General features: G+C 67.0%; 16 protein-coding genes. 2 read left to right on the top strand and 14 right to left on the bottom strand.

What is annotated here, in order from left to right:
• Positions 1-170: 170 nt before the first annotated feature.
• Together ACREYQ_RS06845 and ACREYQ_RS06840 are read left to right on the top strand one after the other, a co-directional pair.
• On the top strand, positions 171-1,535 hold the full coding sequence (locus ACREYQ_RS06845; RefSeq protein WP_432259998.1) for an OprD family outer membrane porin: 1,365 nt from the start codon (positions 171-173) through the stop codon (positions 1,533-1,535).
• A gap of 11 nt (positions 1,536-1,546) precedes the next feature.
• Positions 1,547-4,042, top strand: coding sequence for a family 20 glycosylhydrolase (locus tag ACREYQ_RS06840; protein ID WP_432259997.1), 2,496 nt, complete (start codon positions 1,547-1,549; stop codon positions 4,040-4,042).
• Here the strand turns inward: ACREYQ_RS06840 and ACREYQ_RS06835 are convergent.
• The 14 genes from ACREYQ_RS06835 to ACREYQ_RS06770 all read right to left on the bottom strand — a co-directional run bounded on the left by ACREYQ_RS06835 (position 4,011) and on the right by ACREYQ_RS06770 (position 20,168).
• On the bottom strand, positions 4,011-4,955 hold the full coding sequence (locus tag ACREYQ_RS06835; RefSeq protein ID WP_432259996.1) for an alpha/beta fold hydrolase: 945 nt from the start codon (positions 4,953-4,955) through the stop codon (positions 4,011-4,013). The genes ACREYQ_RS06840 and ACREYQ_RS06835 overlap by 32 nt on opposite strands.
• A 29-nt stretch (positions 4,956-4,984) precedes the next feature.
• Complete coding sequence (locus ACREYQ_RS06830; protein ID WP_432259995.1) at positions 4,985-5,887, bottom strand: SDR family oxidoreductase; 903 nt, start codon at positions 5,885-5,887, stop codon at positions 4,985-4,987.
• Positions 5,888-5,943: 56 nt separating this feature from the next.
• Positions 5,944-6,879 carry a glutathione S-transferase family protein gene (locus tag ACREYQ_RS06825; protein ID WP_432259994.1) on the bottom strand — a complete coding sequence of 312 codons (936 nt, stop codon included), beginning with the start codon at positions 6,877-6,879 and terminating at the stop codon, positions 5,944-5,946.
• Positions 6,880-6,916: 37 nt separating this feature from the next.
• Positions 6,917-7,765: a class II aldolase/adducin family protein gene (locus tag ACREYQ_RS06820; RefSeq protein ID WP_432259993.1), complete on the bottom strand. Its 849-nt coding sequence runs from the start codon at positions 7,763-7,765 to the stop codon at positions 6,917-6,919.
• Positions 7,766-7,958: 193 nt separating this feature from the next.
• On the bottom strand, positions 7,959-8,969 hold the full coding sequence (locus ACREYQ_RS06815; protein WP_432259992.1) for an NADP-dependent oxidoreductase: 1,011 nt from the start codon (positions 8,967-8,969) through the stop codon (positions 7,959-7,961).
• Between the two features lie 92 nt (positions 8,970-9,061).
• The gene (locus ACREYQ_RS06810) at positions 9,062-9,499 is read right to left on the bottom strand and encodes a PaaI family thioesterase (RefSeq protein WP_432259991.1); all 438 of its coding nucleotides are present in this window, start codon (positions 9,497-9,499) and stop codon (positions 9,062-9,064) included.
• A gap of 288 nt (positions 9,500-9,787) precedes the next feature.
• Entirely contained in the window at positions 9,788-10,570 is a 783-nt protein-coding gene (locus ACREYQ_RS06805; protein ID WP_432259990.1) for an SDR family oxidoreductase, read from the bottom strand.
• A 45-nt stretch (positions 10,571-10,615) separates the two neighbouring features.
• On the bottom strand, positions 10,616-12,478 hold the full coding sequence (locus ACREYQ_RS06800; protein ID WP_432259989.1) for an acyl-CoA dehydrogenase: 1,863 nt from the start codon (positions 12,476-12,478) through the stop codon (positions 10,616-10,618).
• Between the two features lie 152 nt (positions 12,479-12,630).
• Positions 12,631-13,809, bottom strand: coding sequence for an acetyl-CoA C-acyltransferase (locus ACREYQ_RS06795; RefSeq protein ID WP_432259988.1), 1,179 nt, complete (start codon positions 13,807-13,809; stop codon positions 12,631-12,633).
• A 47-nt stretch (positions 13,810-13,856) separates the two neighbouring features.
• Positions 13,857-14,501, bottom strand: a complete 645-nt coding sequence (pncA, locus tag ACREYQ_RS06790) for a bifunctional nicotinamidase/pyrazinamidase (protein WP_432259987.1) — start codon at positions 14,499-14,501, stop codon at positions 13,857-13,859.
• Between the two features lie 30 nt (positions 14,502-14,531).
• On the bottom strand, positions 14,532-16,613 hold the full coding sequence (locus tag ACREYQ_RS06785) for a 3-hydroxyacyl-CoA dehydrogenase NAD-binding domain-containing protein (RefSeq protein WP_432259986.1): 2,082 nt from the start codon (positions 16,611-16,613) through the stop codon (positions 14,532-14,534).
• 755 nt (positions 16,614-17,368) lie between these two features.
• Positions 17,369-18,082 carry an ABC transporter ATP-binding protein gene (locus ACREYQ_RS06780; protein WP_432259985.1) on the bottom strand — a complete coding sequence of 238 codons (714 nt, stop codon included), beginning with the start codon at positions 18,080-18,082 and terminating at the stop codon, positions 17,369-17,371.
• Positions 18,082-18,858 (bottom strand): ABC transporter ATP-binding protein, encoded by a 777-nt coding sequence (locus ACREYQ_RS06775; protein ID WP_432259984.1) that lies wholly within the window; start codon positions 18,856-18,858, stop codon positions 18,082-18,084. The genes ACREYQ_RS06780 and ACREYQ_RS06775 overlap by 1 nt, the downstream gene beginning before the upstream one ends.
• Positions 18,855-20,168 carry a branched-chain amino acid ABC transporter permease gene (locus ACREYQ_RS06770; protein WP_432259983.1) on the bottom strand — a complete coding sequence of 438 codons (1,314 nt, stop codon included), beginning with the start codon at positions 20,166-20,168 and terminating at the stop codon, positions 18,855-18,857. Before ACREYQ_RS06770 ends, ACREYQ_RS06775 begins: the two co-directional genes overlap by 4 nt.
• Positions 20,169-20,170: the final 2 nt, after the last annotated feature.

Raw genomic sequence — 20,170 nt, 5'->3', positions numbered from 1 at the left:
TGGCCGCGCAGGCCAGACCCGCGCTGCAGCGCCGGCACCCGCAGTTCCCTTCGTCTTCCCCCCTTGCCTGCAACGACCGCCTTCGTCAAGACACCGGCGTGCCCGCCTGCGCTCGCCCGCGCTGGTTGTCGCCGGAATCGATTTCCCGTTACTGCCAACATGGAGAGTATGTGCCCCGCTATCAAACGTTCTGCCTTGTCCTCATCGCCACGGCCTGCAATGCCTGGGCGCTGGAAGCCCCGGACGGCATCGGCGATGAAGGCGAGCTGACGCCCGGCACGGCGCGGCCATGGCGCCCCGAGGAGGTGCCGAGCCTGTTTTCGAAGTCCGAAACCACGCTCAGCACCGCCTTCTATTCACGCAACCGGCACGCCACCGATCATTGGGGCGACATCCACGTCAACGCGCTCGGCCTTGGGCTGGACTGGCGCTCGGGCTATGCGGCTGGCCCCTGGGGCTTCCTGGGCGCGGACCTGTCGGCGTTTGCCAACCTGCGGCTGGCGCCCGGCATCGGTCTTTCCGAAGTGCTCTACCACGACTATGGCGACAACACGGACAAGAGCTACGCAGTCTTGGCGCAGGCCGCGCTGAAGTGGCGCAGCACGCCGTCGGGAGACGGCTGGCAAGTGCGCGCAGGCTATGCGCCGATCACCGTCGGCACGCTCGGCACCTCCGGCGGCCTGCATCCGCATGCCTATCGCGGCGCCGAGCTGACGTACCGCGCTTCCGGCTGGGAGGCCGCCTATGGCTGGGCTGACCGCTTCCGCAATGAGTGGGACGACACCTTCCGCCCCATGACCAATGCGTGGCACCAGAACCGGGGCGCGTACGCGGGCACTGCCCGGCGCATCGCCCATGTCCACAGCATCGGCCTGCGCCGCGACGCGGACGGCGGCAACTACGTCGATGCCGGCATCGGCGAAGGCAGCAGCTATCGCCGCAATGCGCAGGTAGCGGCCAGCCGCGCCTGGCCGCTAGCTGAAAAGCGCAGCCTCCGGCTGACCGGCTATGTCCTCTGGGGCCGCTACCAGGCGGCACTGGGACCCAGCCCTGCCCCGCGCGACGAGTGGCACGCCAGCGCCAGCACCACCTACGCCAGCGGTCCGCTGAGCCTGAGCCTGGGTATCGGCGCGACCCATGCGCCGGATTCGCGCGAGATGAATTTCCGCCTGACCCCATGGGGCAACAGCGACAACCGCAACCGGATCCAGACCTGGGGCCAGCTTGACGATTTCGTCTGGGACGGCACGCGCGTGCTCAAGGCCGCCGTCGCCTGCCAGGTTGGCAACCACATCGGCTTGCCGGGCCTGGCGATCGGAGCCAGCGTCAACCGTGGCTGGGCGGTCAGGAACCCGGGACGGGGCAATACCACGGCCGACGAGATCGACCTGAGCCTGACCTACCAAGCCCTGAGCGGCGCACTCAAGGGCGCCGCCTTTGGCATATTCCCGGCGCGCCTGCGCACCCACGGCTTCTACGGCAAGTCCGACCGCAACGACGTGAAGCTCACCGCCTCCTACAGCCGCACCTTCTGAAAGGGATTCCCATGACTGCAAAGGCAAGGCTGGCTGCATGGCTGGCCATCACTGCAATGCTCCCCGCGCCCGCAACGGCAGCCGCCGGGGCTGGCGCCGGCGCAACCTCCGCTGGCGCCGCGCTGGCCGACCGGCTCGGCAAGGACCTGATGCTGCGCGTCGCCGTCGACCACAACGATGCGGCGAGGGCAGGCGTACCGTGCGCCGCACTCGGCGCCGACTGGGGCAGTTGCGCCAGCGGCCGCCTGATCCTGGAAAACCGCGGCCAGGCGCCCATCCGCGGCGATGGCTGGAAGCTCTACCTGCACAGCATCCGCCGCCTGCTGCAGGTCGGGCGCCCCGGTTTTTCCCTGCGCCACCTCACCGGCGATCTCTACGAACTGGCGCCGCACCCCGGCGCCGTGATGATCGGCCCCGGCGCGCGCATCGAACTGCCCTTCGTCGCGGAATACTGGCTGCGGCGCTATAGCGACCTGCTGCCGCGCCCCTATGTCGTGGTGGCCGGCGCCGCGCCCGCAGTGCTCAGGCACAACGACACCGACGACGAGACCCGCTACGTCGAGCCGCTGCCAGGCGGCGGCGCGCAGCCAGCGCCAGCACGCGCCGGGAACGAGGCCGCCCTGCCCGCCGCGCAAGTCGCCGCGCGCGCCCTGCCTGCGGTGATGCGCCAGCAGCGCATCGGCGGCGAGATTGCGCTGCGCGGCATCGAGCTGGCTTTGCCGGAACTGCCCGAAGCCAGCGTCGCCGCGCTGCGCGCGCGCGCCGCCGGAATCGGGCTCGCCGCGCGTGGCCTGCGCGTGAACGGCGTGCTGGCGCCGCATGCACTGCCGGCCGACATCGCCGTGCCGGGCGGCTACCGCCTGCGCATCGACGCCAGCGGCGCAGCGATCGAGGGCTACGACGCGGCGGGCCTGTACCACGGCGCGCAGACCGTGCTCTCGCTGGTGCCGGCCGGCGGCGGCACGATCCCGATGCTGGCCATCGCGGATGCGCCGCGCTTTGCGCATCGCGGCATGATGGTCGATGTTGCGCGCAACTTCCGGCAGCCGGCCACGCTGCGCCGCCTGGTCGACCAGATGAGCGCTTACAAGCTCAACCGCCTGCACCTGCACCTGTCCGACGACGAAGGCTGGCGCATCGAGATCCCGGGCCTGCCGGAACTGACCGAAATCGGCGCCCGGCGCTGCCATGACCCGGGCGAGCAACACTGCCTGCTGCCGCAACTGGCCTCCGGTCCGGACGACCGTTCCGGCGGCGGCTACCTGCGCCGCGACGACTACATCGCGCTGCTGCGCTACGCCGCCGACCGCTTTGTCGAGGTCATTCCCGAGATCGACATGCCCGCGCACGCGCGCGCCGCCGTGGTGGCGATGGAAGCGCGCTACCGGCGCCTGCATGCGGCCGGGCAGGAAGCGCAGGCCAACGCCTTCCGCCTGCTCGATCCCGACGATACGTCGAACACGCTCTCCGTGCAGTTCTATGACCGCCGCAGCTACCTGAACCCTTGCATGAGCGGCGCGCTGAATTTCTCGGCAAAGGTCATCGCGGAGATTGCTGCGATGCACCGCGAGGCAGGGGCGCCGCTGCGGACATGGCATTTTGGCGGGGACGAGGCCAAGAACGTCCTGCTCGGCGCAGGCTTCCAGCCGCCAGATGGCACCGAGCCGGGCAAGGGCCGCGTCGACCGGGCCGCGCAGGACAAGCCATGGGCGCGTTCGCCAGCATGCGCCACCTTGCTGGGCCAGCTCAGCCTCGACACGGTGGACGAACTGCCCACCCGGTTCGCCCGCCAGGTCAGCGGGCTGGTCAACGCCAACGGCATCGAAACCATGGCCGCATGGCAGGACGGCCTGAAGCATGCCGGCGGCCCGGCCGACTTTGCCACGCGCAGCGTCATGGTGACCCTGTGGGACACGCTCTTCTGGGGCGGCGCGCAGGCCGCGCAAGACTGGAGTGCCAGGGGTTATCGCACGGTGCTGGCGCTGCCCGACTACCTGTACTTCGATTTCCCCCATGCCGCCGATCCGCGCGAGCGCGGCTACTACTGGGCTTCCGCGGCGACCGACAGTTTCAAGGTCTTCTCGCTGGCCCCGGAAAACCTGCCGCAGAACGCCGAGCTGATGCCTGACCGCGACGGGCAGCCGTTCGAACTGACTGGCCGCGGCCCGGCGGCACCGATAGAGGGGATCCAGGGACAGGCCTGGGGCGAGATCATGCGCACCGAGGCGCAGTTCGAGTACATGGTCTATCCGCGCCTGCTGGCGCTGGCCGAGCGCGCCTGGCACCGGGCCGGCTGGGAGCTGCCCTACCGCGAGGGCGAGCGCTTCCGGCTGGGAGACACCGGCAAGGTCGACCGCCATGCGCTGGACCTTGACTGGCAAGGCTTCGCCGGCGTGGTGGAACAGCGCGAGCTGCCCAAGCTCGCGCGGGCCGGGGTCGGCTACCGGGCGCCGCCGCCCGGCGGAGCCTGTCCCGTTACAGCAGCGCGCTGCGGATCAGCTGATTGACCCGTTCCGGCTGCTCGTGGATCACCCAGTGCGTGCCCTCGGGGATGCGTTCCAGGCGCAGGTCCGGCACGAAGTCGCCCAGCCCGTCCACCAGTGACTTTGGCAGCGCGCGGTCGCGCTCGCCCCAGATCACCAGCGTCGGCACCTTGACCACAAAGGCAGCCGGGTCCAGGCGCGAGATATCCGGCGGCGGCTCGCCCTCGCCCGGCGGGTGCATGGGCGAGGCGCGGTAGAAGTTGACGCCGCCGGTGAGCGGATGGACGTCCGCATCCCTGCCTTCGCCAGGCTGGGACCACGCGGCGTGGTACCTGGCGCGCGTCTCGGGCGTGTACCAGGCCGCCGGCTTGCCGTCGGCGTCGGCCAGCATCCGGTCCAGCAGCGCGAAGTCGTTGGCAGCCAGCGCCTTTTCCGAGCCCGGCTTGCGCAGCCAGTTCATGTAGGCGGACGCGGCCTGCTGCGCCGGATCGGTGGCCAGCGCGCGCGCAAACAGGTAGGGATGCGGCGAGTTGACGATGATGAGCTGGCGCACCAGTTGCGGGAACTGGATCGCCAGGTTCCAGCAGATCGCCCCGCCCCAGTCATGCGCCACCACCACGGCCTGGTCATAGCCCAGCGCACTGACCAGCTGCACCAGGTCTTCGACGATATGGCGCGGCCGGTAGGCGTCGACATCGGCGGGCTTGCTCGACAGGTTGTAGCCGCGCAGGTCTGGCGCCACGGCAAAATGCGTGTGCCCGAACTCGGCCAGCTGGGCCTCCCATTCGAACCAGAATTCAGGAAATCCGTGCACGAACAGCATCAGCGGCTTGCCGCGCTCGCCCGCGCTGGCGTAGTGCAGGCGGGTGCCGTTGGGCAGCGTGGCGTACTGCAGGTGGCGGATCACGGCGGCGGGGGCAGCCATGTTGTTCTCCATATGCGGTCCTCCTCGTTGTTGCATTGCGCTCAGCCGCGCAACGCGGCAACGAGGCCCGCGCGGACCTCGGGCTTGTCGGCAAACGGATCGCCGGGATTGCGCTGCCCGACGATATCCTCGAAGCGCTGGCGCACGGGGGCGAGCGCCTGGGGGTGGGAATAAATATAGAAGCTTTCGTCGCGGATGGCATCGAACGTCACCTGCGCCACCTCCGCCGCGGTCACCTTGCCGGAGCCGACGGCCTTGTCCGACAAGGCCTGCGACACCAGCTGCGAACGCGTCGGCGGCGCCTGGTTGGCCATGTCGGCGGGCCGGTTGCGCTGCGACTGGCTGATGCCGGTCGGCACGAAATATGGGCACAGCACCGAGCAGCGCACCTGCTCCGTCACCAGCCCAAGGTCCTGGTACAGCGTTTCGCTCAGCGCCACCACCGCATGCTTGGACACGTTGTACACGCCCATCGCCGGCGGGTTCAGCAGGCCCGCCATCGACGCCGTATTGACGATATGGCCCTGGTAGGCCGGATCCTTCGCTGCAGCCGCCAGCATCAGCGGCGTGAAGATGCGCACGCCGTGCACCACGCCGTAGAGGTTGACGCCCAGCACCCACTCCCAGTCCTTCTCCGAGTTCTCCCAGATCAGGCCGCCCGCACCCACGCCGGCGTTATTGAACAGCAGGTTGACCTGGCCGAAGGCCTCGATGGCTGCATCGGCCAGCGCCTGCACCTGGTCGGCGCGCGAGACGTCGGTGCGCAACCCGATCACCGGCACGTTGCGTGCCTTGAATTCCGCTACGGTCGCGTCCAGCGCGTCTTCCTGCACATCGGCCAGCACCAGCTTCATGCCGAGGTCGGCGGCGATGCGGGCGAATTCCTTGCCGAAGCCCGAAGCACCGCCGGTAATGACAGCCACCTTGTTGGAGAAATCCTTCATTTCGTCTGTCCTGTCGCGTAGTGTGTGGAGTGGCGGGCGGTGTGCTCTGCGCCCACTCAGGCGGCGCGCTGCACCTGGTAGCCCTGCCGCGGAAAATGCACATTGAGCGCGCCGGCCCGCGTGTCCTGGCGGCGCAGCGTGACGCGGCGCGCGGTCAGCGCCAGCAGCACGCCGGCCACTGGGTCGCGCGCGTAGTCGGTGGGCGTGACGGTGATGGCGTCGCCGGCCTGCAGCCCGGTATCGGCAATCACGCTTTCGTCCAGCGCGACCGGGTCGGCCCTGAGCGCGGCGCCGATCGCATCCTCGCTCTCGATCACGCGCGGCCGGCCATGGCCAAAGGTGTTCATGCGCGCATACCAGGCCTGCAGGCGCGGATAAGCCTCCAGCAACTGCGCCAGCGCGCCGGCGCGGCGGATAAACCAAAGGTTGTGATACAGCGAGAAGTCAGCAATCGACAGCGCCGGACCGGCCACGTGCTCAATGCCAGCCGCGAACTGCGTTTCCAGTTGCCCGAAAGTCTCATGGAGCAACGCAGTCGCTTCCGCCAGCGGCATGCGCAGCGCGTTGGTATCGCCGCGCATGGCCTTGCGGTCCGCGGTGAAGGCCTGGATCTGCGCCGGCGACAGGTGTCCCAGCATGCTGGCGACGCCGGCCGGCTGGAACACATAGGTCACCGATGCGGTGAACAGCGCCGTATCGAACCACGCGGCCGCGAGCCGCGCCGCCGCGGCCTGGGCCGGCGGATAGAGCGCTGGCACGGGCGCCAGTGCGTCCAGCACCTCGCAGATCAGCGCGGTGTCGCAGTAGACATCGGCGCCCACCTGCAGCACCGGCGTGCGGCGATAGCCGCCGGTCAGCGCCAGCAGGTCGGGCTTGGGCAGGATGGCGGGGATTTCCACCGCCTGCCAGGCCAGTCCCTTGGCGCCCAGCAGCAGGCGGACCTTTTCCGAGAACGGCGAGGTTGCGTACTGATGAAGAATGATGTCGGCCATGCGGTCCACCTCCATGATTGCGGCACTGCCACAAAGGTCAGTCCAGCAGGTCCGGCTGCTCCTTGACGATACGGGCATAGAGCGGCTGGAACTGGAACCAGCCCGCCTGCGCCGTGCCGACAATCGAATAGGCCTGGCGCGCGGCAGCACCGGAAATCACCTTCAGCGGCGCCTGGGTGCGCGCGGCGGCGGCTTCGGCCAGCAGTTGCACCTGGCATGAGCGCTCCATGGTGATGAACCACCAGGCGGCTTCGTCGACGGTCTTGCCCACCGTCAGCAGGCCATGGTTCTGCAGGATCGCGGCCTTGTTCTGGCCCAGCGCGTTAGCGATGCGCTGGCCCTCGTCCAGCTCCACCACCACGCCGCCGAAGTCGTCATAGACCGCATGGTCCTGGTAGAACGCGCACACGTCCTGCGTCAGCGGATCGAGCGGCCGGCCCAGCGTGGACCAGGCGCGGCCATAAGTGCTGTGCGAATGCGCGGCGGCGACTGCGTCGGAGCGGGTCTGGTGCACGCGCGAATGGATGGCGAAGGCCGCGGCATTGACCGGGTAGTCGCCCTCCACCACGTCGCCGTGGTGATCGCAGCGGATCAGGTTGGACACCTTGACCTGGCTGAAATGCACGCCGAAGGGATTGACCCAGAAGGTATCGGGAAACTCCGGGTCGCGCGCGGTGATATGGCCGGCCACGCCTTCATCGAAACCAAACTTCGAAAACAGCCGGAAGGCCGCGGCCAGACGCTGCTTGCGGTGCAGGCGCTCTTCGGCGGCGGTGGCGAACTGCGGCGGGCGCGGCAGGTTGCGGTAGCGGGCCTTGACCTCTTCGGGCAGGCCGGCGCCGATCTCGTCGGCGCTCTGGATTTGCGGGGCTTGCGGGGCATTCATGGGGCGTCTCCTGTTGTTCGCATGCCGTCATTTACGGCAAGACCTCATCGATTTGACACACTACCCTCTCGTCATTCCCGCGCAGGCGGGAATCCAGCGTCTTTCACGTCCCCTTCGGGGATAAAGTCACTGGGTCCCAGCCTGCGCGGGGACGACGTGTCGGTTACGGGGATCGCCTGGGCTCGGTATGCGCTTACACCAGCTTGACCAGCTGCTTGCCGAAGTTCTTGCCCTTGAGCAGGCCGATAAAGGCTTCCGGTGCGCTGGCCAGGCCTTCGGCGATGCTCTCGCGGAACTTGAGCTTGCCCTGCGCGACGGCGGTGCCCAGTTCCTTCAGCGCCTGCGGCCAGACCTCCATATGCTCGGAGACGATAAAGCCTTCGATGGTCAGGCGCGACACCAGGATCAGCTGCGGGTTCTTCAGCGGCAGCGGCTGGCCGTCATAGCCGGCGATCATGCCGCACATGGCAATGCGGCCGAAGGCGTTCATGCGCGTCAGCACGGCATCCAGGATGTCGCCGCCGACGTTTTCGAAATAGCCGTCGATGCCGTCCGGGGTGGCTTCCTTGAGCATCGTGTAGAGCTCCTTGGGATCCCTGGCCGCCTTGTAGTCGATGCAGGCGTCGAAGCCCAGTTCATTGACCACGTAGTCGCACTTGTCCTTGCCGCCGGCAAAGCCGACCGCGCGGCAGCCGGCCAGCCTGGCCAGTTGCCCGACCACGCTGCCCACCGCGCCGGAGGCGGCACTGACCGCGATGGTCTTGCCCGGCTTGGGCATGATGATCTTGTTCAGGCCGTACCAGGCGGTCACGCCCGGCATGCCGACCGAACCCAGGTAGGCCGACAGCGGGATATGCGTGGTGTCGACCGGCTGCAGGCCGGTGCCGTCGCTGACACCCATTTCCTGCCAGCCGAACATGCCGACCACCTTGTCGCCCGGCTTGAACTTGCTGTTCCTGCTCTCCACCACTTCGCCCACGGTGCCGCCGATCATGACCTCGTCGAGCGGCTGCGGCGCGGCGTAGGACTTGCTGTCGTTCATGCGGCCGCGCATGTACGGGTCCAGCGACAGGTAGTGGTTGCGCACCAGCACCTGGCCGTCGGCGATCTGCGACACGGGCACTTCTTCCAGGCGGAAATTGGCCGGCGTCACCGCGCCCTCGGGACGCGAGGCCAGGACGATGCGCTTGAACGTTTTGGACATGGTCGATTCCTTTCAGTAGGAATATGGGACTGCTCGAATACTGCGTCGGGACAGACAACCGCGCTGCCCCCTTGGTGCATCGGTGCAGGCGCTCAGCCGTCGGCACCGGTATCGGTTTCACCGGGGCGCTGCGGCGGCATGCGCCGGATGTACTTGAAGGTGCCCGAACCGCGCGCCACGGTCTTGCCGTCGGCGTCGACAATCTCGCCCTCGCAGAACACCATGGTGGTGGTGCGGTGCACGGTGGTGCCGCGCGCGGTCAGCGCGCCGCGGCCCGGTGCCATGAAGCTGGTCTTCATCTCGATGGTGACCACGCCCCGGCCATCGGCGTCGCTGCTGCGGCCGGCGATCGCCATGGCCACGTCGAGCAGCGTCATGATCACGCCGCCGTGGGCCATGTCCCAGCTGTTCTGGTGGCGCTTCTCGATCGGCAGCGCGATCTCGCTGCGCCCGCCTTCCGCGAAGTTGCAGGTCACGCCGAGATCGGCAAGGAAGGGGATGTGAGTCAGGGGGCCTTTGAGCTGGTTCATGGCAATTGCGATTCCGGAGTTGAGTGCCGGCGAGGCAAGATCCCATTTCATTGTGAAATGGGTTCTATTGATGTTTCCGAAATTCACGACAACGCTTCTTGCTTGTCGTTCCCGCGCAGGCGGGAACCCAGTGACTTCAAAGACGCTGGATTTCCGCCTGCACGGGAATGACTGTGGTTGTTTTTGCACTGTCGCGAATTAGGGAAAGCTCAATAAGCCTCGCGCCGGCCCAAGTTTGAGGGCAATCCGGCGTTCCGCCAAGCGGCGCCGGGTTGCCCCTTGCCTGCCTCAGACCGCGCTGACGCCGCCGTCCACCGCCAGGATCTGGCCGGTGATGTGCTTGCCGGCATCGCTGGCAAACAGCAGCGCCGCGCCCTTCAGGTCTTCGTCGTCGCCCAGGCGGTGCAGCGGCACGCCGGCGCACATGGCCTCGACGCCGATGCGCTCGAGCGAGCCCTTGGTCATCTTCGACGGGAAAAAGCCCGGCGCAATCGCATTGACGGTGATGTTGTGCTCGCCCCACTCGGCCGCCAGCGTGCGCGTGAAGTTGACCACCGCACCCTTGGAGGTGTTGTAGGCGATCGTTTCCATGGTGCCCGGCGGGTTGCCGGCCAGGCCCGCGATCGACGCCAGATTGATGATGCGGCCATAGCGGCGCGGAATCATCGACAGCTTGCCGATGCGCTGGCTCAGCAGGAACAGGCCCCGGACGTTCAGGTTCATCACCTTGTCCCAGGCCTCGACCGGGTGGTCTTCGGCCGGGGCGCCCCAGCTGGCGCCGGCGTTGTTGACCAGGATGTCGACGTGGCCCAGCTTCGCGATGGCTTCGTCGGCCAGGCGGGCGATCTCCGCCTCCTTCGAGCCGTCGGCGGCGATCCAGTCGGCCTCGATGCCGAGCGACTTCAGGTGCGCCTGCGCGGCCTGCAGTTCGTCGGCCTTGCGTGCCGACAGCACCACGCGGGCGCCCTGCTCGCCGAGTGCCTCGGCAATCTGCAGGCCGAGCCCGCGCGAGCCGCCGGTGATCAGCGCGGTCTTGCCCTTCAGGTCAAACAGTTGCTGGATGGTGCGCATATTGTCTTCCTTCGTTTTGTGTTGTTCCGGTAAAAGCGCGGCCGCTCAGAACCACGCGTCCTGCATGTCGAGCGTGGTGCGGTCGAGCGATTCGAGCAGTGCCAGCTGCGGGCCGACCTTGGGCAGCTCCCAGCGGAAGAAGTACGCCGCCGCGGCCAGCTTGCCGCGGTAGAAGTCCTCGTCTTCCTTGCCGTTGGCGCGCGGCAGCGCGGCTTGTGCCAGCAGTGCCTGCTCCAGCCAGATCCACGCCACCACCACGTGCCCGAAGGCCTCCAGGTAGACCGAGGCATTGGCCAGCGTCACGTTGGGGTCGCCCGCGCTCCACAGGGTCTGCGTGACCTCGGCCAGGCGTTTGGCGGCGGCGCCCAGGGCGCGCGCCTGCTGCGACAGTTCGGCATCGCCGGCGGCCAGCGCGCGGCCGATGGTGTCCTGGATGCGTTCGCCCAGCAGCTTGAAAGCCGCGCCGTCCTTCATCACCACCTTGCGCCCCAGCAGGTCCAGGCCCTGGATGCCGTGCGTGCCTTCGTGGATCGGGTTCAGGCGATTGTCGCGGTAGAACTGCTCGACGTTGTACTCGCGCGTGTAGCCGTAGCCGCCGTGCACCTGGATCGCCAGGTTGTTGGCCTCCAGGCACCATTGCGACGGCCAGCTCTTGGCGATCGGGGTCAGGATATCGAGCAGCAGCGCCAGGCGCGCATGCACGGCTTCGTCGCCGGCAGCCGCCGCGGCCTCTTCCTCGTCGACCAGGCGCGCGCAGTACAGGTTCAGCGCCAGGCCGCCTTCGACGTAGCTCTTCTGCGCCAGCAGCATGCGGCGGATATCGGCGTGCTCGACCAGCTTCACCTGCGGGCTGGCCGCATCCTTGCCGCCGGGGCCGACGGGGCGGCCCTGCGGGCGGTTGCGCGCGTAGTCCACGGCATGCAGGTAGCCGGTATAGCCCAGCATCACCGCGCCCAGGCCGACGCCGATGCGCGCCTCGTTCATCATGTGGAACATGCAGGCCAGGCCCTTGTGCGGCTCGCCCACCAGGTAGCCGATCGCACCGGCCTTGCCGCCCGGCCGGTACTTCATGCCTTCGCCGAAGTTCAGCAGGCAGTTGGTGGTGCCGCGGTAGCCCATCTTGTGGTTCAGGCCCGCCAGCACCACGTCGTTGTGCTCGCCCAGCGAGCCGTCCGCGTTGACCAGGTACTTGGGCACGATAAACAGCGAAATACCCTTCACGCCCGGGATCAGCTTGCCGTCCGGGCCGGGGATCTTGGCCAGCACCAGATGGACGATATTGTCCGACAGCTCGTGCTCGCCGGCCGAGATCCACATCTTGTTGCCGCGCAGCCGATATTGCGCGCCCAGCGGCGATTCGCCCTCATACTCGGCGCGCGTGGTGATGTCCGACAGCGACGAACCCGCCTGCGGTTCGGACAGGCACATGGTGCCGAAGAAGCGCCCTTCCATCTCCGGCTTGACAAAGGTCTCGACCTGCGCCGGCGTGCCGTGCGTGAGCAGCAGGTTGGCATTGCCGATGGTCAGGAACGGGTAAGAACTGGTGCCGACGTTGGCACCCTTGAAATAGGCAAAGCCGGCCTTCTCGACCACCACCGGCAACTGCATGCCGCCCAGTTCATAGTCCTGGCCGGCGGCCATCAGGCCAGCCTCGCAGAAGGCCTTCAGCGCGGTGCCGACCTCGGGGATGATGCTGACCGTCTCGCCGTCGAAATGCGGTTCCTGCTGGTCGTTCGTCTTGTTGTGCGGCGCGAACAGGTCGGTGGCGATCTTCTCGCAGGTGTCCAGCGCGGCGTCGAAGGTCTCGCGCGAGTGGTCGGCATAGCGCGGGATGCGCGTGAGTTCGTCGACCTTGAGCCATTCGTACAGCACGAAGTTCAGGTCGCGGCGGGAAAGGATCATCGACATGGGGTCTCCATGCGGCGCACTGCGTGGCGTGCCGCGATTTTGTCTTGCCTTCTTGTACGAACCGACGGGGCTTTGAATCACCGTGTGGGTGCTCCCTCTCCCGCTTGCGGGAGAGGGAGCAAACCGGCGGCATGCGGGCGTCGTCAGCCGTATCAGAGCACTTCGAACAGCCCGGCAGCGCCCTGGCCGCCGCCGATGCACATGGTCACGACCACGTACTTGACGCCGCGGCGCTTGCCTTCGATCAGCGCATGGCCGACCAGGCGCGCGCCCGACACGCCGTAGGGGTGGCCCACGGCGATGGCGCCGCCGTTGACGTTGAGGCGGTCCATCGGGATGCCCAGCGTGTCGGCGCAGTACAGCACCTGCACGGCGAAGGCTTCGTTCAGCTCCCACAGGCCGATGTCGTCGACCTTCAGGCCGGCCTTCTTCAGCAGCTTGGGCACGGCAAAGACGGGACCGATGCCCATCTCGTCCGGCTCGCAGCCGGCCACGGCAAAGCCGCGGAACACGCCCAGCGGCTGCAGGCCCTTGGCGGCCGCGACGCGCGCGTTCATCACCACGGCAGCCGATGCGCCGTCCGAGAACTGCGAGGCATTGCCGGCGGTGATCACGCCACCCGGCACGGCGCTGCGGATCTTGGCCACGCCTTCCAGCGTGGTATCGGCGCGGATGCCTTCGTCGGCGGAGATGGTGACTTCCTTGGTCACCAGCTGGCCGGTCGATTTGTCTGCCACGCCCGCCAGCACCGTCATCGGCACGATCTCGTCCTTGAACTTGCCCGCTTCCTGCCCGGCGGCGGCGCGTTGCTGGCTGCGCACGCCGTACTCGTCCTGGCGCTCCTTCGAGATGTTGTAGCGCTTGGCCACGTTCTCGGCGGTCTGCAGCATGTTCCAGTAGATTTCCGGCTTGTTCTTCACCAGCCAGCTTTCCTGGACCATATGGCGGTTCATCTCCTGCTGCACGCACGAGATGCTTTCCACGCCGCCGGCCACGAAGATGTCGCCCTCATCGGCGATCACGCGCTGCGCGGCCATGGCGATGGTCTGCAGGCCGGACGAGCAGAAGCGGTTGACGGTGGCGCCGGGCACGGTGACCGGGCAGCCGGCGCGCAGTGCGATCTGGCGCGCGATGTTGGCGCCGGTGGCACCTTCCGGGTTGGCACAGCCCATCAGCACGTCTTCCACTTCGGCGGCCTCGATCCTGGCGCGGGCAATGGCGTGCTGGACGGCATGACCACCCAGCGTGGCGCCGTGGGTCATGTTGAAGGCGCCCTTCCAGCTCTTGGCCAGAGGGGTCCGCGCGGTGGATACGATGACTGCTTCGTTCATGTCTTGCTCCTCGGAATCTCTTGTGTCGTTCAGTTCGGTGGTTCGGTTCAGCGCTGGGCCTTGAGCAGTTCAGCGGACGTGACGCGCGCAACGCCGGCGGCGCCGAGGTCCTGCCATGCCCTGGCCAGCGACCCTTCCAGGTCGATGGCGCGGCAGGCATCCTCGATCATCACCGCCGTGAAACCCGCGGCGCGCGCATCCAGCGCGCTCCACGCCACGCAGTAGTCCGTGGCCAGTCCCGCGCAGAACACGCGCTTGACGCCGTGTTCACGCAGGTAGCCAGCCAGTCCGGTGCGCGTGGCGCGGTCCGCCTCCAGGAAGGCGGAGTAGCTGTCCACGTCGGCATGGTGACCCTTGCGGATCACCAGCCGCGCGTGCGGCACGTCCAGCCCCGCATGCAGCGCGGCGCCCGGCGTGTCCTGCACGCAGTGCACCGGCCACAGCACCTGCTCGCCATACGGCAGCGTGAGCGTCTGGAACGGCTGCGTGCCGGCATGGTTGGCCGCAAAGGAAACATGCGCGGCCGGATGCCAGTCCTGCGTCAGCACCACGTGACCGAACGCGCGCGCCAGCCGGTTGATGACGGGCACCACTTCATCGCCGCGGGGCACGGCAAGCGCGCCGCCCGGCATGAAGTCGTTCTGCACGTCGATCACCAGCAGGCAATCGTCAGGTCCGATGGTGGTGTTCATGGCCGCTCCTGGCTGAACCCTCTTGGCGTATTAGCCGTTGAAACCCTTGCCTTCGTCCGCCAGCTTCTGCAGCAGCGGCGCGACCTGCCAGGCCTCACCGTGGTAGCCCTTGGCATAGCGCTTCATCGACAGCGCCACGTTGTACAGGCCGACCTGGTCCGCGTACAGCATCGGGCCACCGCGGAACAGCGGGAAGCCGTAGCCGGTCAGGTACACCATGTCGATATCCGAGGCCTTGGAAGCAATGCCTTCTTCCAGGATCCTGGCGCCTTCGTTGACCAGCGCGAACACCAGGCGCTCGACGATCTCTTCGTCCGAGATCTTGCGGCGCGTGATGCCGAGATCCTTCGAATGCTGCACGATCATGTCGTTGACCTGCTGGTTCGGGTACGGCTTGCGGTCGCCCGCCTTGTAGTCGTACCAGCCCGCGCCGGTCTTCTGGCCAAAGCGGCCCATCTCGCACAGCAGGTCGGCGGTCTTGGAGTACTGGATGTCCGGCTTGTCCACCGCGCGGCGCTTGCGGATGGCCCAGCCGATGTCGTTGCCGGCCAGGTCGCCCATGCGGAACGGGCCCATGGCAAAGCCGAACTTCTCGATGGCCTTGTCGACCTGCTCGGGCAGCGCGCCTTCGTCCAGCAGATAGCCGGCCTGGCGGCTGTACTGCTCGATCATGCGGTTGCCGATAAAGCCGTCGCACACGCCCGACACCACCGCGGTCTTCTTGATCTTCTTGCCGAGCTGCATGACCGTGGCCAGCACGTCCTTGCCAGTCTTCTCGCCGCGCACCACTTCCAGCAGCTTCATCACGTTGGCCGGGCTGAAGAAGTGCATGCCGACCACGTCCTGCGGACGCCTGGTGAACGAGGCAATCTTGTTGACGTCCAGCGTGGAGGTGTTCGAAGCCAGGATCGCGCCCTGCTTCATCACTTCGTCCAGCTTCTTGAAGACGATTTCCTTGACGCCCATTTCTTCGAAGACGGCTTCGATGACCAGGTCGGCGTCCTTGATCTCGTCGTAGGACAGCGTGGTCGACAGCAGTCCCATGCGCTGCTCGACCTTCTCCTGGGTCAGCTTGCCCTTCTTGGCGCTGTTCTCGTAGTTCCTGCGGATGATGCCGACGCCGCGGTCGAGCGCTTCCTGCTTGGTTTCCAGGATGGTGACCGGGATGCCCGCGTTCAGGAAGTTCATGCTGATGCCGCCGCCCATGGTGCCGGCGCCGATCACGGCAACCTTCTCGATCTTGCGGGTCGGCGTGCCTTCGGGCACGTCGGGGATCTTGCTGGCGGCACGCTCGCCGAAGAAGGCATGGCGCAGCGCGCGCGATTCCGGCGTGGTGACCAGGTAGAGGAAACCGTCGCGCTCTTCCTTCAGGCCCTGTTCGAACGGCTTGAGCGAGCCGGCCACCGCTTCCAGGCACTTCAGCGGCGCCGGGAAGTTCTTGGCCATCGCGGCCACGGTGTTGCGGGCAAAGCCGAGGTAGCCTTCCGCGTTCTCGTGGCGCACCTTCAGGTCGCGCACCTTCGGGTGCGGGCCGTTGGCGGCTGCCACATTCTGCGCGAACTTGACTGCGGCGGGCAGCACGTCACCATCGACGATCTCGTCGAACAGCTTGGTGCCGGCGAACTTTTCGGACAGCACCGGAGTGCCCGACACGATCATGTTGGCCGCGGCCTCCAGGCCGATCACGCGCGGCAGGCGCTGCGTGCCGCCGGCGCCGGGCAGCAGGCCCAGCTTCACTTCCGGCAGCGCGATCTGCGCGCCCTTGGACGCCACGCGGTAGTTACAGCCAAGGGCCAGTTCCAGGCCGCCACCCATGGCAACCGAGTGCACGGCGGCCACGACCGGCTTGGACGAAGCTTCCAGCACGCGGATCACCGAATGCAGCGTCGGCTCCTGCATGGCCTTGGGCGTATTGAATTCACGGATGTCGGCGCCGCCCGAGAACGCCTTGCCAGCGCCGGTGATGACGATGGCCTTGACGGCGGCATCGTCCAGCGCACGGGTCATGCCTTCGACGATGCCAAGCCGGGTGCTGTGACCCAGGCCGTTGACAGGGGGATTGTCGAGCGTGATGACGGCTACGCCGTCCTGAACCTGATACTGCGCTGTCATGCTGGTTCCTTTGGTGTCAGAAGTTGTCTCGGGATTCGAATTCTCGAATGATTTTTCTCTGCTGGCGGCGCGTGCCGGCGTCCGCCGGCGATTGCCTCCGGAGGCGGCCGTCATGGGCGGGTAAACCCTCTGCCCAATTTGCCGCTTTCCCGCGCACCGCAACGCCTTGCGGTGCCTGGGCGAAACAAGCATACACAAAATAGCACGGTCGTTCAATTTTAATTTTCGGACTTTTCCGGTGACATGCGCAGCACGAATGCCGCCCCTTATCGCGATGCATGGAGCCTGCGCTTAAGCGGCACCACATCACTCTCGCGATGCCGGATAGAGCACTTGGCAAGTGCAACCGAATCTTGCCTCTAAACCAGTATCGGTCTTTATTTGACCGACACAGAGTAAGGCGGCGTGCCGTAATGCCGTTCAGTTAGCGACTGTCGTTCCCGCGCAGGCGGGAACCCAGTGACGTCATTCCCGAAGAGGACGTGAAAGACGCTGGATTCCCGCCTGCGCGGGAATGACGGTAGGGCTGAACGGCATTGGGCGGCGTGCCGGCGTTTTCGGCGCTGTGGTGATGGGATCGGGTGGTGAAGAAGTCGCAGCCGACCGGCCGCGAGGGTATGTCGTTTGCGTTACCGGCGCCGCTTGAGGCGCAGCGGGAACGCCGGTTGGCTTGACGGGTTGAGAGTGACGGCGGGCGACAATGGAATGCCCGGGATCAAAACACCGACCCGGCGCATGATGCGGTCAGTGCCGCATCAGACCTCGAGCCATTCCTTTCTCACCTGCGAATTCGCCTTCAGCTCGGCGGGCGTGCCTTCGAACACGATGTGCCCGTGCCCCATCACATAGACGCGCTGCGAGATATCCAGCGCGATCGCCAGCTTCTGCTCGATCAGCAGCACGGACACGCCGCGCTCCTTCAGCGTTTTCAGGTAGTCCCCCACCAGCGTCACGATCATCGGCGCCAGCCCCTCGGTGGGCTCGTCGATCAGGATCAGGTCGGGGTCGCCCATCAGGGTGCGGCACAGCGTCAGCATCTGCTGCTCGCCGCCGGAGAGCACGCCGGCCGAGGTGTTTTCGCGCTCCCTGAGCCGCGGGAACATGTTGTACATGTCCTCGATGGTCCAGCGCGGCCTGGCCTGCCGCGGATTGCGCTTCTCGCCCAGCAGCAGGTTCTGGCGCACGGTCAGGGTCGGGAAGATATCGCGGTTCTCCGGCACATAGCCGATCCCCAGGTGCGCGATCTCGAAGGTGCGCCGGCCCAGGATCTCTTCGTCGCGGAACTTTACCGAGCCTTCCGCCCTGACCATGCCCAGGATGGCCTTGGCCATGGTCGAGCGCCCCACCCCGTTGCGGCCCAGCAGCGCGACGATCTCGCCTTCATCGATATGGGCATCCACGCCGTGCAGGATATGGCTCTTGCCGTAGTAGGCGTGCAGGCCCGTCACGTCCAGCATGCGCTTGCCCATCAGTGCGCTCCTTCGGTGGTGTCTTCGTCCAGCGTGGTGCCCAGGTAGGCTTCCTTGACCTTGCGGTTGTTGCGGATGGCCTGCGGGGTGTCCGTGGCAATCACTTCGCCATAGACCAGCACCGAGATCCGGTCGGCCAGGCCGAACACCACGCTCATGTCATGCTCCACCATCACCAGCGTCTTGCCCACGGTGACCTTGCGGATCAGCTCGACCGCATGGTCCGATTCCGATCGGCTCATGCCCGCGGTGGGCTCGTCCAGCAGGATCACCTCGGCGCCGCCGGCGATGGTGATGCCGATCTCCAGCGCGCGCTGCTCGGCATAGGTGAGCAGGCCCGCCTGGGTATCGCGGCGATGCTGCATGCCGATCAGCTCCAGCACCTCGTCGGCGCGCTCGCGCGCGTCGCGCAGGCCGGTCAGCCGGTGCCAGAACGAATACTTGTAGCCAAGCGACCACAGCACCGCGCAGCGCAGGTTCTCGAACACCGTCAGCCGGTGGAAGATATTGGTGATCTGGAAGCTGCGCGACAGCCCCATGCGGTTGATGACGAAGGGCTGCAGCCCGCCGATCTCTTCGCCGTTCAGGCGCACCGTGCCGCTCGTCGGCGCAAAGCGGCCCGAGATCAGGTTGAAGGTGGTCGACTTGCCGGCCCCGTTCGGGCCGATCAGCGCATGGCGCTCACCCTTGGGGATACTCAGGTTCACGCCGCGGATGATCTCCGTCTGGCCGAACTTCTTGCGTACATCGGTCAGTTCCAGTGCCGCTGCGGTCATGCCCTGCCTCCTGCGATTTCTGCCTGCACCTTGTCCCACTGCGCGCGCGCGGCGCGCACCGCCAGCCGCCACGCGGCCAGCCCGACCGCCCACAGCACCGCCGCCACCAGCCATGGCGTCCAGCTTGCCGCATCGAAGCCGACGCCGAACAGCGACATCGCGGTGCCGTTGGCGCTGTCGACCTGCACCTTGTAGACCAGCTCGACCGTCAGGATCATGGCCAGCAGCAGCACCACGCCGGCCCCGCCCGCACGCGCATAGGACGGCAGCATGCGGCCCAGCTTGCCCTTGCCCAGCAGCGGCATCTGCATCAGCAGCAGGCTGGCCAGCCCGCCCGGCACGAACATCACCATCAGCACGAAGAACAGGCCCAGGTACAGCAGCCAGGCCTTGGTCAGGTCCGACAGCGCCACCGCGAACAGCACGAACACCACCGCGCCGATGACCGGCCCGAAGAATACGCCCGCGCCGCCGATGAACACCGCCAGCAGCACGCCGCCCGAGCGCACCGCGCTGACGTTCTCGGCCGAGACGATCTCGAAGTTGACGGCACCCAGCGCGCCGGCGATGCCCGCGAAGAATGCCGACAGGATCAGCACCAGGTAGCGCACGCGCTGGGTGTTGTAGCCAATGAACTCGACCCGCTCGGGGTTGTCGCGCACGGCGTTGGCGATGCGGCCCAGCGGCGTCTGCGTCCACGCGTACATCGCCACCATCGACAGCAGGCACCACGCCGCGATCAGGTAGTAAACCTGGCGCCCCGGCCCGAAGGTGATGCCCAGGAACGGATCACCCACCACGCGGTTGGTGGAGATGCCGCCCTCGCCGCCGAAGAAATCCGGGAACATCAGCGAGCTGGCGAACACCATCTCGCCGATGCCCATGGTGATCATGGCGAAGGTGGTGCCGGACCTCTTGGTGGTGACATAGCCGAAGATCACGCCAAAGAAGGCGCCGGCCAGCCCGCCCACCAGCGGCAGCATCGACACCGGCAGCCACACCTTGCCCGCGCCGACCATGTTCAGCACATGCACGGCAATAAAGGCGCCCAGGCCGGCATACACCGCGTGGCCGAACGACAACATGCCGGTCTGCCCGAGCAGCATGTTGTACGACAGCGCGAAGATGATCATGATGCCCATCTGCGACATCAGCGTGATGGCGAAGCCCCCGGTGAAGATCAGCGGCATCACCAGCATGACCAGCACGGTCAGGCTCCAGATGATCCAGCGCGCCAGGTTCAGCGGACGGTAGCGCAGGGTGCGGCCGGTCACCACCGGCTCGCGCGGTTGTTGCATCGCTCGCTCCATGG

This window comes from Cupriavidus sp. TMH.W2 (assembly GCF_050847365.1).
Classification (GTDB): domain Bacteria; phylum Pseudomonadota; class Gammaproteobacteria; order Burkholderiales; family Burkholderiaceae; genus Cupriavidus.
This window is presented reverse-complemented; position numbering and strand designations above follow the sequence as displayed.